We start from the raw sequence: 16,181 nt of genomic DNA on the forward strand, positions 1-16,181 counted from the left end.
TTGCCGGGGGGTTACCGTGGTACAGCCGCTCACGGCGGAGGATCCTCAACGCTTAGGCCCGTTCGAACTGACCGGACGGCTGGGCGAGGGCGGCCAGGGAGTCGTCTACCTCGGGCGGGGGCCCCAGGGCGAGCAGGTCGCCGTCAAACTCCTCCACCACGGCCTGGCGGCGGACGCCGAGGCCCGCGCCCGCTTCCTGCGGGAGGTCTCGGTCGCCCAGCGCGTGGCCCGGTTCTGCACCGCCCCGGTCCTGCACGCCGACCTGGCGGGCAGCCGGCCGTACATCGTCAGCGAGTACGTGCCGGGACCGTCCCTGCGCCAGCTCGTCGACCGGGAGGGCCCGCGGCGGGGGGCCGCGCTCGACCGGCTGGCCGTCAGCACGGCCACCGCCCTGGCGGCGATCCACCGGGCGGGGATCCTGCACCGGGACTTCAAGCCCGCCAACGTGCTGATGGGCCCCGAGGGCCCGGTGGTGATCGACTTCGGCATCGCCAGGGCGCTGGACTCCCCCGGCATGACCGCGACCGGGACGGCGATGGGGACGCCGTCCTATCTCGCGCCCGAGCAGCTGAGCGGCGCCCCGGTGACGTCCGCGGCCGACGTGTTCGCGTGGGGCGTCACGATGGTCTTCGCCGCGACCGGCACGCCCGCGTTCGGCCAGGACTCCATCGCCGTGGTGATGAACCGGATCCTGACCGTGGAGCCGGAGCTGGCCGGGCTGGAGGGGCAGCTGCGCGGCCTGGTCGCGGCCTGCCTGTCCAAGGACCCGGAGGTGCGGCCGACCGCCGAGCAGCTCGTCGTGCACCTCATGAGCGGCACGGTCCCCGTCGCCCCGGTCCCCGCGGCTCAGGGCACGCCTCCGGCCGGGTCCGGAGCGGCGCACCCGTCCCCGCAGGCCCGGCCCGCGAACCCGTCCGCCCCCTCCGCGCGGGGACCGGGACGCGCTCCCCGGCGGCCGAAGGGCCTGCTGCTGGCCGGTGTGGCGGGCGTGGCCGTACTCGGCGTGGCCGCCGGGACGCTGTTCGTCGTCCGGAACGGCGAGAACGCCGCCTCGTCGGTCCGGCTCGCCGCGTCGGCGGACCCGGCCGCCGCCGGAGGCCGGGAGCAGAGCGGTCCGGGGCGGAGCGGTACGGGACCCGCCTCCGGCGACCCGGCGCCGGTCGGGGAGTCCCCGACGCCGGCGCCGGAGAGCAGCCGCCCGGAGCCGGCCGAGATCCTCGAACCGGACGAGTCCCTCGAACCGGAGTACGAGGACTCCCCGCAGGCCACCGGGACCGCGCGGGATCCGGAGCCCGGGCCCAGCCGCCGGCCGGGCAAGAGCACGGCCTCCGATCCGGGAGGCGGGACGGTGGAGCCGGACGACGAGGAGCCCGCGACCGTCGAGCCGCCTCCCTCGACCGCCCCGGCCACCGTCAAACCGACGCCGAAGCCCACCCCGAAACCCACCGTCAAGTCCACGCCCACCGTCAAGCCGACCCCGAAGCCCACCCCGAAGCCGACCGTCAAGCCGACCCCGAAGCCCACTCCGAAACCCACCGTCAAGCCGACCCCGAAGCCGAACCCGTACAAGGCGGCCGCCCTGTGCGGCGCGGGCTTCAAGCAGATCAACGCCCACGCCCTCGGCTCCGGCGCGACCGTCTACCTGTTCTACAACGGCACGAGCAAGAAGAACTGCGTCGTCACCATGTCCAGGTACGTGGTCCCCGGGAAGATCAAGATGAACGCGATCCTCCAGGTGCAGGGCGGCGGGGCGGCGGCCAACCCGGGCAGCTTCACCGCCTACGCGGGCCCGGTGCGGCTCTTCGCCGACAAGAAGTGCGTCATCTGGGGTGGAACGTACGGCGCCGTGTCGTGGAAGAGCGGCTGGAGCCACTGCGGCTGACGTCCCCGCACGGGACGACGCCCGCCCGGCCCTCCCCGGACGACCCGGCGCGGGTCCCCGCGCGCGGGGAGGAGTTCTGTGCCACGCTCTGGACCTGGGCGACCGGCCGGCGGGACCGCCGGCCGCGGCGGAAGGAGACGGTTCGTGAGCCGGTTGGACACCTCCTCGGGCGAGTACCTGGCCCGGCGCGAGGCGATGCTCGCCAAGCTGGCCGAGCTGGAGGCCGAGCAGGCGGGGGCGGTGGCGGGCGGCGGCGCGAAGTACGTCGAGCGCCACCGCGGGCGCGGCAAGCTGCTCGCCCGCGAGCGGATCGAGCTGCTGGTCGATCCCGACTCCGCGTTCCTGGAGCTCTCGCCGCTGGCGGGCTGGGGCAGCGACTTCCCGGTCGGGGCGAGCGTGGTCACCGGGATCGGGGTGGTCGAGGGCGTCGAGTGCGTGATCGTCGCCAACGACCCGACCGTGCGGGGCGGCGCGTCCAACCCGTGGACCCTGCGCAAGACGCTCCGGGCCGCCGACATCGCGCTGGAGAACCGGCTGCCCCTGGTCAACCTGGTCGAGTCCGGCGGGGCCGACCTGCCGACGCAGAAGGAGATCTTCATCCCGGGCGGCCGGATCTTCCGCGACCTGACCCGGCTGAGCGCCGCCGGGATCCCGACGGTCGCACTGGTGTTCGGCAACTCCACCGCCGGGGGCGCGTACGTGCCCGGGATGAGCGACCACGTGGTCATGGTGCGCGAGCGCGCCAAGGTCTTCCTGGGCGGTCCGCCGCTGGTGAAGATGGCCACCGGCGAGGAGGCCGACGACGAGTCGCTGGGCGGCGCCGAGATGCACGCCCGCGTCTCCGGCCTGGCCGACCACCTGGCCGCCGACGAGCACGACGCGCTGCGGATCGGGCGGCGGATCGTTCGCGGGCTCAACTGGGTCAAGCGCGGCCGCGCGCCGGGAGCCGTGCGGGAGCCGCTGTACGACCCCGGCGAGCTGCTGGGGATCGTGCCGGAGGACCTGCGGATCCCGTTCGATCCGCGCGAGGTGATCGTGCGGATCGCCGACGGCAGCGAGTTCGACGAGTTCAAGCCGCTGTACGGCGCCAGCCTGGTGACCGGGTGGGCCCGGCTGCACGGCTACCCGGTCGGCGTCCTGGCCAACGCGCGCGGCGTGCTGTTCAGCGAGGAGGCCCAGAAGGCGGCCCAGTTCATCCAGCTGGCGAACCAGGCGCGCACGCCGCTGGTCTTCCTGCAGAACACGACCGGCTACATGGTCGGCAGGGAGTACGAGCAGGGCGGCATCATCAAGCACGGCGCCATGATGATCAACGCGGTCTCCAACTCGACGGTCCCGCACCTCACGGTCGTCATGGGAGCCTCCTACGGCGCGGGCAACTACGGCATGTGCGGCCGGGCCTACGACCCCCGGTTCCTGTTCGCCTGGCCGAGCGCGAAATCCGCCGTCATGGGGCCGGCGCAGCTCGCCGGGGTGCTGTCCATCGTCGGCCGGGCCGCCGCGCAGGCCCGGGGGCAGGCCTACGACGAGGAGGCGGACGCGGCGATGCGCGCGATGGTCGAGGCGCAGATCGAGGCCGAGTCGCTGCCGTTCTTCCTGTCCGGACGGCTCTACGACGACGGGGTCATCGACCCCCGCGACACCCGCACCGTCCTGGGGCTGTGCCTGTCGGCCGTCAACAGCGCCCCCGTCCCGGAGCCCGCGGGCTTCGGCGTCTTCCGGATGTGACCGTGCCACCCGCTCCCCCCCGTCCGCCCACCGCGTCAGGGTCACCGATCATGATCACTCGCCTGCTCGTCGCCAACCGCGGCGAGATCGCCCGCCGCGTCTTCCGTACCTGCCGCGACCTCGGCATCGAGACCGTCGCCGTCTTCTCCGACGCCGACGACGGCGCGCCGCACGCCCGCGAGGCCGACCACGCCGTCCGGCTCCCCGGCACCCGGCCCGCCGACACCTACCTGTCGGCCGGCGGGATCGTCGAGGCCGCCCTGCGGACCGGCGCCGACGCCGTCCACCCCGGCTACGGCTTCCTGTCGGAGAACGCCGCGTTCGCCCGTGCCGTCCTGGAGGCCGGGCTGACCTGGGTGGGGCCGAGCCCCGAGTCCATCGCCGCCATGGGCTCCAAGATCGAGGCCAAGGCCCTGATGGCCGGGGCCGGCGTCCCCGTCCTGCCCAGTCTGGCCCTCCCCCTCCCCGAGGGCTCCCGCGCCGGTGCGGCGGACGGCCTCGCGGCGCAGACCCGCGACTGGCCGTACCCGCTGCTGGTCAAGGCGTCGGCGGGCGGCGGAGGCCGGGGCATGCGGGTCGTCCGCGAGCCCGGCGGCCTCGTCCGCGAGCTGGAGTCCGCGCGGCGGGAGGCGGAGTCGGCGTTCGGGGACGGGACGGTCTTCGTCGAGCCGCTGCTGGAGCGCGCCCGCCACATCGAGGTGCAGGTCCTGGCCGACGCGCACGGGACGGTCTGGGCGCTGGGCGAGCGCGAGTGCTCCATCCAGCGCCGCCACCAGAAGGTGGTCGAGGAGGCACCCTCCCCCGCCGTCTCCCCCGGGCTGCGCGCCCGGCTCTGCGAGGCGGCGGTCACCGCCGCCCGCGCCATCGGCTACGTCGGCGCAGGCACCGTGGAGTTCCTCGTCAAGGACGACACCGTCGCGTTCCTGGAGATGAACACCCGCCTGCAGGTCGAGCACCCGGTCACCGAGTGCGTCTACGGCCTCGACCTGGTCGGGCTCCAGCTCCGGATCGCCGAGGGCGCGGCCCTGCCGGAGACGCCCCCGGAGCCGTACGGCCACGCCGTCGAGGTCCGCCTGTACGCCGAGGACCCCGCCGAGGACTGGCGCCCGCAGAGCGGCGTCCTGCACCGGTTCGACGTCCCCGGGGCCGGGACCGCGTTCGCCCCGGTCCGCCACGGCCTGCGACTGGACTCCGGCGTCGAGGACGGCTCGGAGATCGGCGTGCACTACGACCCGATGCTCGCCAAGGTGATCGCCCACGGCGCGACCCGCGCCGAAGCCGCCCGCAGGCTCGCCGGGGCCCTCGCCCGGGCGAGGATCCACGGCCCCGTCACCAACCGGGACCTGCTGGTGGAGGTCCTGCGCCACGACGCGTTCCTCGCGGGCGAGACGCACACCGCCTTCCTGGAGCAGCACGGGCTCCCGGGCCGTCCCGCCGTGCCGCCCGCCGTACCGCTGGCCGCCCTCGCCGCCGCGCTCGCGCAGGCCGCGGCGAACCGGGCCGCGGCGACCGTGCAGGCCGCCCTGCCGAGCGGGTGGCGCAACGTGCCGTCCCAGCCGCAGCGGGTCTCCTTCCGGGTCGGCCCGGCGCCCGCTCCGGACGGGGCGGGGGCGGACCAGGGCGTGCACACGGTCTCCTACCGGCTGACCCGCGACGGACTGCGCGCCGACGGCCTGCCCGGCACCGTCCTGGTCGGCGCCGCGCCCGACGCGGTCGTCCTGGAGACCGGCGGCGTGCGGCACCGGTTCGAGGTCGCCCGCCACGGCGGCGTGACGTACGTGGACTCCCCCCTCGGCTCGGTACGGCTCACTCCTCTGCCCCGCCTGCCGGAACCGGTGGAGCGCCTGGCCCCGGGCTCCCTGCTGGCCCCCATGCCCGGTACCGTGCTGCGCGTCGAGGTGAAGTCCGGTGAACCGGTCGCCGCGGGCCAGGTGGTCGTGGTACTCGAAGCCATGAAGATGGAACATCGCATCACCGCGCCCGCCGGGGGCACGGTGGCGGAACTGAACACGGCGCCGGGCCGCCAGGTCGAGGCGGGAGCCGTACTGGCCGTGATCGAGGAGCGGGAATGAGCACCGTGCGCGAGCCGGGGAGCGGAGGAACCAGGTGAACAGGGACGGGGGCTGGCCGGTGGAGCGGCTGGTGCACAAGGAGGTGTCCGGCGGGATCGCCACGATCACACTGGACTCCCCGCGCAACCGCAACGCGCTCTCGGTGCGTCTCCTGGGCGACCTGGAGGACCGGCTCGACTGGGCGCTGGCCGAGGAGGGCGTGCGGGTGATCGTGCTCACCGGGACCGGGCCGGTGTTCTGCGCCGGGGCCGACCTGAAGGAGCAGCGGGCCGAACCCGGCGGCGACGCCCACGGCGCGCCGGTGACCGCCTCGTTCCCGGAGATCATGAACATGATCTGGAACAGCCCCAAGCCGGTCATCTGCCGGCTGAACGGCACCGCCCGGGCCGGCGGGCTCGGCCTGGTCGCGGCGTGCGACTTCGCGATCGCGCCGGACACGGCGTCGTTCGCGTTCACCGAGGTCCGGCTGGGCGTGGTGCCCGCGATGATCTCGGTGACCGTGCTGCGCCGGCTCGACCCGCGGGCCGCGGCCGAGTACCTGCTGACCGGGGAGACCTTCGGCGCCGCCCGCGCCCAGGAGATCGGCCTGCTCACCCGGGCCGTGCCCGCGGAGGAGCTGGACGCGACGGTCGCCCACTACGCGGACATGCTGCTGCGCGGCGGCCCCGAGGCACTGGCGATCACCAAGCAGCTCGTCCGGCAGGTGCCCGGCCTGCCGGTGGAGGAGGGCATGCGCCGGATGGCCGAGCTGTCGGCCCAGCGGTTCACCTCCGCCGAGGGCCAGGAGGGCATCGCCGCGTTCATGGAGAAGCGCCCCGCCTCCTGGATCCCGCGTCCCGGGGAGACCTCCGGCCCCGAGTGACCCCCGCGCGGCGGGAGGGCTCCGGGCAGGGCCCCGGCCCGCTCGCGGCCGGGCGCGCCGCACCGGCCGCGTGCAACCGCGCCGCCGGTGACGTGCGAAGGTAGCGGTATGGGGATCGTTCTGGTGACGGGGGCCACCGGCTACATCGGCGGCCGGCTGGTTCCGGAGCTGCTCGCGGCCGGGCACGAGGTCAGGTGCGCGGCCCGGCATCCGGAGCGGCTGCGGGACCTGCCCTGGGCCGGGCGGGTGCGGATCCTGGCCGGGGACGTCAACGATTCCGGCGCCATGCGGCGCGCCCTGGACGGCGTCGACGTGGCCTACTACCTGGTCCACTCGATGGCCGCGGGACCCGCCTTCGCCGGGCGCGACCGGAGGGCCGCCGAGTCCTTCGCCGGGGCCGCCGCGGAGGCGGGCGCGCGCAGGATCGTCTACCTGGGCGGGCTGACGCACGCCTCCGGAGAGCTGTCGGCGCACATGCGCTCCCGCGCGGAGGTGGGCGAGATCTTCCTGAGGGCCCCGACGCCCGCCGTGGTGCTGCGGGCCGCGGTGGTCATCGGCTCCGGGTCGGCCTCGTTCGAGATGCTGCGGTACCTGACCGAGCGCCTGCCGGTGATGACGACGCCCCGCTGGGTGCGCACCCCCACCCAGCCCATCGCCGTCCGCGACATGCTGCGGTACCTGACCGCGTGGACCGAGGTCCCCGGAGACGTCAACCGCGCCTTCGACGTCGGCGGGCCGGACGTGCTCACCTATGAGGACATGATGCACGGGTACGCCGCGGTCGCGCGGCTGCCCCCGCGGCTCATCGTCCCGGTGCCGCTCCTCTCGCCGAGCCTGTCCAGCCACTGGGTGGGACTGGTCACGCCCGTGCCGGCGAGCATCGCCCGGCCGCTGGTGGAGTCGCTGCGCCACGAGGCCGTGTGCGCCGAGCACGACATCGCCGGGTTCGTCCCCGACCCGCCGGCCGGACTGATCGGCTTCGAGGAGTCCGTCCGGCTGGCGCTGCACCGGATCAAGGAGGCCGACGTCACCACCCGCTGGTCCTCCGCCTCCACCCCCGGCGCGCCGAGCGACCCCCTGCCCACCGACCCCGACTGGGCGGGCGGCAGCCTCTACGCCGACGAGCGCGAACAGGACGTGGCCGCGCCCCCGCAGGAGGTCTGGCGGGTGATCGAGGCCATCGGCGGCGCCAACGGCTGGTACTCCCTGCCCGTCGCCTGGCGTGCGCGCGGCCTGCTCGACCGGCTGCTGGGCGGCGTGGGCCTGCGCAGGGGGCGCCGCGACCCGCACCGCCTGCGGGTGGGGGAATCGCTCGACTTCTGGCGGGTGGAGGAGATCGAGCCCGGCCGGCTGCTGCGGCTGCGCGCCGAGATGCGGCTGCCGGGACTGGCCTGGCTGGAGCTTTCGGTCGCCCCGGCCTCCGCCCGGGAGCCCTCCCCGGACGGCCCCGCCCGGGCCGTGTACCGGCAGCGTGCGCTGTTCCATCCGCACGGGCTGCTGGGTCACGCCTACTGGTGGGGCATCGCCCCCTTCCACAGCCTCGTCTTCGGCCGGATGCCGCGCAACATCGCCCGCGCGGCGGAGTCCGCGCGCCGGCGGCACTGACCTGGGCGGCCACGGAGCGGCGGCGGCCTTGATCGCGGGCGGGGCAGGCGGTTGGATGGCTGACTGGAACAATCGTCCAGGGCCGTACGGCCGAAGGAGGCCCGATGCTCCGCATCGCCAACTGCTCCGGCTTCTACGGCGACCGGCTCTCGGCCGCCCGGGAGATGGTCGAGGGCGGGCCGATCGACGTGCTCACCGGCGACTGGCTGGCCGAGCTGACGATGCTGATCCTGGCCGGAAACCGGCTGAAGGGCAGGCCCGGCTACGCGCCGACGTTCCTGAAGCAGCTGGAGCAGGTCCTGGGGACCTGCGTGGACCGGGGCATCAGGATCGTGTCCAACGCGGGCGGGCTGGACCCCGCCGGATGCGCCGAGGCCGTGGCCGAGCTGTCCGGCCGGCTCGGCCTGGCGGTGCGGGTCGCCTCCGTGACCGGCGACGACCTGACCGGGGAGCCCGAACTCCTCGACGGCGCGGTGAACCTGGACACCGGCGAGAGACTGCCCGCCGCCCCGCTGACCGCCAACGCCTACCTCGGCGGGCGGCCGATCGCGGCCGCCCTGTCCGCGGGGGCGGACGTGGTGGTGACCGGGCGGGTCACCGACGCGGCGCTGGTCACCGGACCGGGCATCTGGCGGTACGGCTGGCGCCCCGGCGACCACGACGCGCTGGCCGGTTCGGTGGTCGCCGGGCACGTGATCGAGTGCGGCTGCCAGGCGACCGGCGGCAACTACGCGTTCTTCGGCGAGGTGCCCGGCCTGGAGAACTGCGGCTTCCCGCTGGTGGAGCTGGCGGCCGACGGGTCCAGCGTGGTCACCAAGCATCCCGGGACCGGCGGGCTGGTCTCGGTCGGCACGGTCACCGCCCAGCTCCTGTACGAGATCGGCTCGCCGCGCTACCTCGGGCCCGACGCCGTGGCCCGCTTCGACAGCATCCGGCTGGAGCAGCAGGGCCCGGACCGGGTGCGGATCTCCGGCGTGCGCGGCGAGGCCCCGCCGGACACGCTCAAGGTCGCGATCAACTACCTCGGCGGCTACCGCAACACCATGACCCTGGTCCTGACCGGCCTGGACATCGAGGCCAAGGCCCGGCTGGCCCAGGACGCCATCTGGTCCCGCGTCCCGAAGGACTCCTTCGAGCAGGTCCACGCCGAACTCACCCCGCTCGCGGGCGCCGCCCTGCTCAGGATCACCGTGATGGACCCCGACCGGGCGAAGGCGGGACGCGCGTTCTCCTCCGCCGTGGTGGAGAGCGGCCTGGCGAGCTACCCGGGGTTCTACGGCCTCACCCCGCCCGGGGACGCCTCGCCGTACGGGATCTACTGGCCGGCGCTGGTCCCCGCCGCCGCGGTCCGCCCCCGGGTCGTGCTCGACGGCCGGGAGGTGCCCTTCTCCGTCCCCGCCGCGGCCTCCGGCCCGTCCCCGGACGCCGTGCCCGTGACCGCCGTGCCCCCGGCCCCCCTCGCGGACGCGGTGTCCCCCGCGCCGGGCGGGGAGGAGGGCGAGCGGGGCGGGACCGCACCGGTGGACGGCGGCGGGCCGGTCGACCGGCTCCCGCTGGGGACGATCATGGGTGCCCGCTCCGGCGACAAGGGCGGCAACGCCAACCTCGGCGTCTGGGTCCGTACGGCCGAGCAGTTCGCGTGGCTGACGGGCCACCTGACGGCCGGGCGGCTGCGCGAGCTCCTGCCCGCGACGGCCGGGCTGCGGATCGAGCGCTTCGAGCTGCCGAACCTGCTCGCCCTCAACTTCGTCGTCCACGGCCTGCTGGGCCGGGGCGTCGCCGCCAGCCCGCGCCTCGACGCCCAGGCCAAGGCACTGGGCGAGGAACTGCGCGCCGCGCACACGGACATCCCCCGGGCCCTCCTGTGACCTCCACTGTGACCTCCGGTGCGGCCGTCCGGCGGCCCGGGCCTCTCCTCTCGCGGTCCCGCTCCTGACAGAATTTTGTTCGGCCGGCCTCCGGTTTCGGCGTACATACCACCCCTCCGCGTGAGAGAGTGCAAGAAACCTGGCTATTCAGACACACCTAGATCCTTTCTCCCTCTAAGATTGCGCGCAATTGCAATGTGAGGCTGGCTCGGGGAAGGAACAGTCATGCGTTTGCGGTTTCTCGGCTCCACCTCGGAGGCGGGCGCCTGCCCCTCTCTCTACGAGACCGACCGCGGCACCATCGTCGTCCAGGGACTCCACGTCACCGACGCCGCCGCCCTGGCCGACCTCCGCCACGTCCTGGACGGGGAGACCGCCGTCGAGGTCCCCCGCGAGCTCCTCGTCGACATCGCCCGCCGGGTGCTCGGGTAAATATTGATCACGATTGGGGCCGCCCCTATGGCCTGATCGGCGCCTGCGGGTCTAACCTCGTGCGGCACCGTACGGGAGGTCGGCATGAGCCAGTTCCAGCAGGCCAGGATCGAGCTGGGCGCGCAGCTCCGGCATCTGCGGGAGGCCGCCCACCTGTCGGGCAAGGACCTCGCCGAACGGCTGCGCTGGCAGGCCTCCAAGGTCTCCCGGATCGAGAACGCCCGCCAGACCGCCACCGAGGACGACGTCACCGCGTGGGCCCGCGCCGTGGACGCCGCGCCCGAGGTCGTCGAGGAACTGGCCGAGCAGGCCGGCGCCATGCTGGAGCGCCAGGACTCCTGGCGGCAGCGGCACCGGAGCGGCCTGGCCGCCATCCAGGAGGACTTCCGCGACGTGGAGGCGCGGACGACCGCGTTCCGGGTGTTCGAGCCGGGCGTGGTCATCGGCCTGCTGCAGACCACCGAGTACGCGCGGAGCATCTTCACCAGGATCAAGCGCCTCTACAACGCGCCCGACGAGGTCGACGCGGCCATCAGGGTCCGCATGCAGCGGCAGGAGATCCTCTACGACCAGCGCAAGCGGTTCCGCTTCATCCTGCCCGAGTCGGTGCTGCGCTACCGGCTGGCCCCGCTGGAGGTGATGCGCGGCCAGCTCGACCGGCTGCTCGCGGTGACCGCGCTCCCGAACGTGGAGTTCGGCGTGGTGCCCTTCGAGGCGCCGCTGCCGTCCGCGCTGCTCAACGGCTTCTGGATCTACGACCGGGACCACGTCGCGGTGCCCACCAGGACCAGGGACCTGATCCTGCGCGATCCGGAGGACATCGCCTTCTACGAGCGGGCCTTCGACGAGTTCTGCGAGATCGCGGCCTTCCGCCAGGACGCCAGGGCGGTGATCGTGCGGGTCCTGGAGGACTTCGCAGAACAATCCTCGGATCAACTACCGCAATTGCTTGATTAACATCCCAAGATCGTGCAATCCTCATGTGAGACGGAGGTGACGCACGATGCTGGACACGCTGTCTTGCCTGGAGAAGTTCGCCGCGGCGGTACGCTCGCACGCCGATCTCTCACTGCACAACGTCTCGTTCGGCGATCCCGCCTACGTGTGCGTCCGCAACCGTTTCAGCGACACCCTCGCCGAGACCGTGACCTGCTCGCCCGACGGGGGTTTCATCACCTCCTGGGGCTACCGGCTCGGCGACGCCGGCAACATCGAGGACGCCGCCGCCCGGCTGGCCTACCTCCTCGCGGCCCTGCCCGCCTGAGCCCGCCCCGGGACGGCGGGGGACCCGCCGCCCGGCCGGGCCGGGTGTCAGAGACCGTCCTCGGCGGGGAACGCGGAACGCTCCAGGCCGACCTCCCGGGCGGCCGCGACGCGGGCGTGCTCCAGGAGCCGGGCCCGCGACAGGTTCCCCGCCTCCAGGGTGTAGCGGATGGCCAGGCCGTCGAGCATGCCGTCCAGCCGCTCGGCCGCGCCCTGCGGGTCGTCGCAGTCGAACTCGCCCGCGATCACACCCTGTGTGATCACGTCCCGGAGGATGTCGATCCAGGCGCCCTCGAACTCCAGCAGGAGGGTCCGGACGTGCTCCTCGCGCACCCCGACCGTCCAGGCGTCGAGCCAGAGGATCCAGCCCTGGTCGTCCCGCGAGGCCGGGATGACCAGGCGCAGCACCCGGTCCAGCCGCTCCACCGCGCTCTCCGGGCCCGCGACGATCTCCTTCAGCCGCTGGATCTCCGACTCGCTCGTGCTGCGGAGCATCTCGGTGATGAGATCGTCCTTGGTGGCGAAGTGATAGTGGATCAGCCCGCCGCTCACGTTGGTCGCCTTGGCGATGTCGGAGACGCGGGTGCTGGCCAGCCCTCGCTCCACCACGACCTTCCTGGCCGCCTCCAGCAGCTCGGCCCGGCGCTGGTCGGCCTGGTCGGCGCGGCTGCCTCGCGCCCCTCCTCCGCTGTGCACGGCGCAAGACTACAGCAGCGCGCCTCCCCGCCCCCGCGCGTGTGATCACCGGTGCGGCCGGTGACGCGGGGGCGGGAGGGCACGTGCTCCGGGGCACGTGCTCCGGAACGGGGGGCGGAGGCCGCGGAGCGCGGCCGGGGCGGCGGGTGTCAGCCGCAGCGGTAGAGCGACGACCGGGCCCCGTCCCGGGCACTGTCCTGGGCCCCGTCCTGGGCACTGTCCTGGCCGCCGTACTCCGCCGGGTCGACCGCCGCGCAGTTGGCCTGGACCCACGCGTCGACCTCGGAGCCGCCGGAGCCGCCGCCGGGACCGCCGCGCCCGCCGCCGGGCATCACGTATCTGAGCTCACCGGCCGAGACGAGTCCCTGGAGCCGTTCCACGGTCATGGCGGGGTCGCTGCCGGTGAAACCGCCCATCGCGATGACGGGCAGGCCGGTCGAGAGGATGACCGACGAGGCGCTCTGCGCGCCGCCCACCGCCAGCAGCCAGGCCGCGCCGCCCCGGTTCGCCTTCAGGTACGCGATGAGCTGCTCGCTCATCGCCCCGCCGGGCCCGCCCCGCATGCCCTCCGGGCGCGTCCCCGCTCCCGCGGCGTCCTGCGGCGCCTGCCCGGGCGTGCCCTGCGCCGGCCGACCGGGCGTGCCCTCGGAGGGCTCCGGCCTGGTCCCGCCGGACAAGCCCCCGCGCGTGCCGTCCGGCGTTCCTCCGGCCCCGCGCATGCCGCCGAAGCCTCCGCTCCCGGCGGGCCCCGCGGTCGGGTTGGTGCCGTTGACGGGCGAGCCCAGCGGGGTCAGGGCGTAGGCCGCGGGTCCGGCCAGCCCGGCCGCCAGCCCGGTGGCCAGGGCGGCGGCGGCGATCCGGAGCCTGACCCGCGGCCCGATCCGCGCCGCGACCAGCCCGACGGCCGCCGCCGCGCTCGCCGCGGCCACCGCCCACGCCAGCCAGGGCACGAACTCGGGGGTACGGCGCAGCACGGTGAACGCCCACGCCCCGGTGACCGCGATCCCCGCCGGCAGCGCCCACGCCCAGGCCCGCGCCCGGCGGTGGGCCCGCCACATCAGCACCCCGCCCAGGCCGGTGAGCGCGGCGACCGCCGGAGCCATGGCAGTGGTGTAGTACGGGTGGAAGGTCCCGCTGGAGAAGCTGAACACCGCGTAGTGGACGGCCAGCCAGCCTCCCCACAGCAGCAGCGCGGCGCGGGCGCCGGGGAGGTCGCGGCGGGCTCCGGAGTCCTCCCGGGCGGGTGGCGGGGCCCCCACCGGCGCCTCCGCGGACGGCGGGGCCGCCACCGGCCGGGCCCGGCCGGTGGCCAGGACGAGGCCGCAGACCAGGGCCAGGACCGCGAAGGGCAGCAGCCAGGAGATCTGCCCGGCCATGACGTCGTTGAACAGGCGCTCCGCGCCGGACTCGCCGCCGAACCCGCCGCCTCCCCCGCCCCGGCCGCTCCCGCCGAAGATCCGGCCGAGGCCGTTGTAGCCGACGACCAGGTCCCAGACGGAGTTGTCGGTGCTGCCTCCGATGTAGGGGCGGTCGGCGGCGGGCCACAGGTCGACGACCAGCATCCACCACCCGCTGGAGGCCACCAGGGCCGCGCCCGCCGCGAGCAGCCGGCCGAACCGCCGAGGCACCGTGCCCGGAGCCGCGGCCAGGTAGACCAGGGCGAGGGCGGGGACCACCAGGTAGGCCTGGAGCATCTTGGTGTTGAAGGCCAGCCCGACCATGACCGCCGAGGCCACCAGGGTGCGGGTCCGGCCGTCGCGCACGGCCTCCAGGCAGAGCCATCCGGCCAGCACCAGCAGCAGCACCAGGACGGTGTCGGGGTTGTTGTCCCGGTTGATGGCGACCGTGATCGGGGTCAGCGTCATCACCAGCGCGGCGACCAGCGCGGCCGCGTGGCCCGCCGTCCCCGGCAGCGAACGCCGTACCGCCGAGTGGACGGCGGCGACGGCCGCGACGCCCGCGGCGGCCTGGGGCAGGAGCATGCTCCACGTCCCGAACCCGAAGACCCGCGCCGAGAGCCCCATCACCCACAGCGCCAGTGGCGGCTTGTCCACGGTGATGAACGACCCGGCGTCCAGCGCACCGAAGAAGAAGGCCTTCCAGCTCCGGGTGCCCGACAGGATCGCGGCAGCGTAGTAGTCGTTGGCGTGGCCGTTGCTCCCCAGGGCCCAGGTGTAGAGCACGGCGGCCAGCGCCAGGACGGCCCAGAACCCGGGGCGCGCCCAGCGCGGAGCGCCCGCGTGCGCCCGGGCGGGCGGGGCCGCGTGCCGCGCGGCGGCGGGGACGGGGGCGGAGGAGGCCGGGGCGGGGGCGGTCATCGCGCGGCCTCCCCGACCCGGCGCGGGTTGAACACCCAGCCGCGCAGCAGCAGGAAGCGGACCACGGTGGCCAGGGCGTTGGCGGCGATGACCGCGGCGATCTCGGCGGCGGCGGACGCGCCGGGGGCCAGCGAGGTCAGCAGGGCCAGGCCGCCGGTGCTCAGCACCAGGCCGATGAGGAAGGCCAGGCCGCCTTCGAGCTGGTGGCGCAGGGCCCCCGCGCGGCCGGTGACGCCGAAGGTGAAGCGCCGGTTGGCCGCGGTGTTGGCGACCGCGGTGACGAGCAGGGCCAGCGCGTTGGCCGCCACGGCGGGCACCAGCAGCCGCAGGAGCGTGAACAGGCCCAGGTGGGCCAGGGTGCTGATCACACCGATGATCGCGAAGCTGGGCAGCTGGCGGGCCATGCCGGCCGGGAGCCGGGCCTCGCGGACCCGCGGCGGGACCGGGATCCCGGCCGGACCCGAGAGGGTCCTGCGCGCCACCCGGGCCATGCCCCTCAGGTCGTCCTTGATGGTCTTGACGATGTCCACCCGGCTGTCGGGGTCGTCGACCCAGTCCACCGGGACCTCGTGGATGCGCAGCCCGTGCCGCTCGGCGAGCAGCAGCAGTTCGGTGTCGAAGAACCATTCCTCGTCCTCGACCGCCGGCAGCAGCGCCTGGGCGATCTCGGTGCGGACCGCTTTGAAACCGCACTGGGCGTCGGAGAAACCCGCGCCCATCGCCCCGCGCAGCAGCAGGTTGTAGCCGCGGGAGATGAACTCGCGCTTCGGCCCGCGCACCACGTTCGAGCTCCTGGACAGGCGGGTGCCGATGGCCAGGTCGCTGTGGCCCGACAGCAGCGGGGCCACCAGCGGCAGGAAGGCGTCCAGGTCGGTGGAGAGGTCCACGTCCATGTAGCCGACCACGTCGGCGTCGCTGCCGGACCAGACCCGGCGCAGCGCCCGCCCCCGGCCCTTGGCGTCCAGGTGGACGGCGCGCACGTGCGGCAGCTCGCGGCTCAGGTCCGCGGCGATCGGCCAGGTCGCGTCGGTGCTCGCGTTGTCGGCGATCGTGATGCGGAAGCCGTACGGGAAGGTGGCGGTGAGGTAGGCGTGCAGGCGGCGGACGCTCTCGGCGAGCACCCGCTGCTCGTTGTACACGGGAACGACGATCTCGACCAGCCGGGTCCGCACCGGTGCCGTCAGCCGGCTCATACCGCCCCCCGGGGATCGTGGCTCTGCTCTGTCATGGCCCGAGATTCGGCGAGCGACCTTGGGCCGTCCTGAGGCGATCGTTAACGCCGCATGAGAAAAGGGAAGATCCCCAGCGTGATCAGTTGATCTTGCAAATGACTTGCAGGGCCCGTACACGGCGGATCCGGCCGCACGGGGACCGCACGGCCGGACCGGAACCCGGGCACCCGCCTCCCGGCGCAGGAGCGGCCCGGCCGGAGCCGCACCCGGCTCCCGGGGAAGG

12 protein-coding genes are annotated in these 16,181 nt (G+C 74.5%); 9 read left to right on the plus strand and 3 right to left on the minus strand.

The annotated features are described in order from the left end of the window. The first annotated feature begins 16 nt into the window (after nucleotides 1-16). From FHS22_RS37385 to FHS22_RS20620, 9 genes are all read left to right on the plus strand, one after another. Nucleotides 17-1,882 (plus strand): serine/threonine protein kinase, encoded by a 1,866-nt coding sequence (locus FHS22_RS37385; protein WP_338047854.1) that lies wholly within the window; start codon nucleotides 17-19, stop codon nucleotides 1,880-1,882. Between the two features lie 195 nt (nucleotides 1,883-2,077). Next, nucleotides 2,078-3,610 (plus strand): acyl-CoA carboxylase subunit beta, encoded by a 1,533-nt coding sequence (locus FHS22_RS20585; protein WP_260408138.1) that lies wholly within the window; start codon nucleotides 2,078-2,080, stop codon nucleotides 3,608-3,610. 50 nt (nucleotides 3,611-3,660) lie between these two features. Next, nucleotides 3,661-5,682 (plus strand): acetyl/propionyl/methylcrotonyl-CoA carboxylase subunit alpha, encoded by a 2,022-nt coding sequence (locus tag FHS22_RS20590; RefSeq protein ID WP_184943903.1) that lies wholly within the window; start codon nucleotides 3,661-3,663, stop codon nucleotides 5,680-5,682. A gap of 34 nt (nucleotides 5,683-5,716) precedes the next feature. Then, entirely contained in the window at nucleotides 5,717-6,544 is an 828-nt protein-coding gene (locus tag FHS22_RS20595; protein ID WP_338047855.1) for an enoyl-CoA hydratase-related protein, read from the plus strand. Between the two features lie 108 nt (nucleotides 6,545-6,652). Then, the gene (locus FHS22_RS20600) at nucleotides 6,653-8,149 is read left to right on the plus strand and encodes an SDR family oxidoreductase (RefSeq protein WP_184943905.1); all 1,497 of its coding nucleotides are present in this window, start codon (nucleotides 6,653-6,655) and stop codon (nucleotides 8,147-8,149) included. Between the two features lie 104 nt (nucleotides 8,150-8,253). After that, nucleotides 8,254-10,017, plus strand: a complete 1,764-nt coding sequence (locus FHS22_RS20605; RefSeq protein WP_184943907.1) for an acyclic terpene utilization AtuA family protein — start codon at nucleotides 8,254-8,256, stop codon at nucleotides 10,015-10,017. Nucleotides 10,018-10,242: 225 nt separating this feature from the next. Beyond that, complete coding sequence (locus tag FHS22_RS20610; protein WP_184943908.1) at nucleotides 10,243-10,449, plus strand: hypothetical protein; 207 nt, start codon at nucleotides 10,243-10,245, stop codon at nucleotides 10,447-10,449. Nucleotides 10,450-10,533: 84 nt separating this feature from the next. Then, nucleotides 10,534-11,406 carry a helix-turn-helix domain-containing protein gene (locus FHS22_RS20615; protein WP_184943910.1) on the plus strand — a complete coding sequence of 291 codons (873 nt, stop codon included), beginning with the start codon at nucleotides 10,534-10,536 and terminating at the stop codon, nucleotides 11,404-11,406. Nucleotides 11,407-11,452: 46 nt separating this feature from the next. Further along, nucleotides 11,453-11,713, plus strand: a complete 261-nt coding sequence (locus tag FHS22_RS20620; RefSeq protein WP_184943912.1) for a hypothetical protein — start codon at nucleotides 11,453-11,455, stop codon at nucleotides 11,711-11,713. 47 nt (nucleotides 11,714-11,760) lie between these two features. Here FHS22_RS20620 and FHS22_RS20625 read toward each other — a convergent pair whose 3' ends face one another. From FHS22_RS20625 to FHS22_RS20635, 3 genes are all read right to left on the minus strand, one after another. Then, nucleotides 11,761-12,408, minus strand: a complete 648-nt coding sequence (locus FHS22_RS20625; protein ID WP_184943913.1) for a TetR/AcrR family transcriptional regulator — start codon at nucleotides 12,406-12,408, stop codon at nucleotides 11,761-11,763. A gap of 149 nt (nucleotides 12,409-12,557) precedes the next feature. Beyond that, nucleotides 12,558-14,726, minus strand: coding sequence for a mannosyltransferase YkcB-related protein (locus tag FHS22_RS20630; protein ID WP_184943915.1), 2,169 nt, complete (start codon nucleotides 14,724-14,726; stop codon nucleotides 12,558-12,560). Continuing rightward, on the minus strand, nucleotides 14,723-15,919 hold the full coding sequence (locus tag FHS22_RS20635; RefSeq protein WP_184943917.1) for a glycosyltransferase: 1,197 nt from the start codon (nucleotides 15,917-15,919) through the stop codon (nucleotides 14,723-14,725). Before FHS22_RS20635 ends, FHS22_RS20630 begins: the two co-directional genes overlap by 4 nt. Nucleotides 15,920-16,181 lie beyond the last annotated feature (262 nt).

This window comes from Thiemannella venezuelensis, from assembly GCF_014203605.1.
Taxonomy (GTDB): Bacteria; Actinomycetota; Actinomycetes; order Streptosporangiales; family Streptosporangiaceae; genus Planomonospora_A; species Planomonospora_A venezuelensis.

Excerpts from the sequence above, each read along its gene's own strand:
- FHS22_RS20590 (WP_184943903.1), top strand. The coding sequence starts at position 3,661 with ATGATCACTCGCCTGCTCGTCGCCAACCGCGGCGAGATCGCCCGCCGC.
- FHS22_RS20635 (WP_184943917.1), bottom strand. The coding sequence starts at position 15,919 with ATGAGCCGGCTGACGGCACCGGTGCGGACCCGGCTGGTCGAGATCGTC.
- FHS22_RS20585 (WP_260408138.1), top strand. The coding sequence starts at position 2,078 with ATGCTCGCCAAGCTGGCCGAGCTGGAGGCCGAGCAGGCGGGGGCGGTG.
- FHS22_RS20605 (WP_184943907.1), top strand. The coding sequence starts at position 8,254 with ATGCTCCGCATCGCCAACTGCTCCGGCTTCTACGGCGACCGGCTCTCG.
- FHS22_RS20615 (WP_184943910.1), top strand. The coding sequence starts at position 10,534 with ATGAGCCAGTTCCAGCAGGCCAGGATCGAGCTGGGCGCGCAGCTCCGG.
- FHS22_RS20610 (WP_184943908.1), top strand. The coding sequence starts at position 10,243 with ATGCGTTTGCGGTTTCTCGGCTCCACCTCGGAGGCGGGCGCCTGCCCC.
- FHS22_RS20600 (WP_184943905.1), top strand. The coding sequence starts at position 6,653 with ATGGGGATCGTTCTGGTGACGGGGGCCACCGGCTACATCGGCGGCCGG.
- FHS22_RS20620 (WP_184943912.1), top strand. The coding sequence starts at position 11,453 with ATGCTGGACACGCTGTCTTGCCTGGAGAAGTTCGCCGCGGCGGTACGC.
- FHS22_RS20630 (WP_184943915.1), bottom strand. The coding sequence starts at position 14,726 with ATGACCGCCCCCGCCCCGGCCTCCTCCGCCCCCGTCCCCGCCGCCGCG.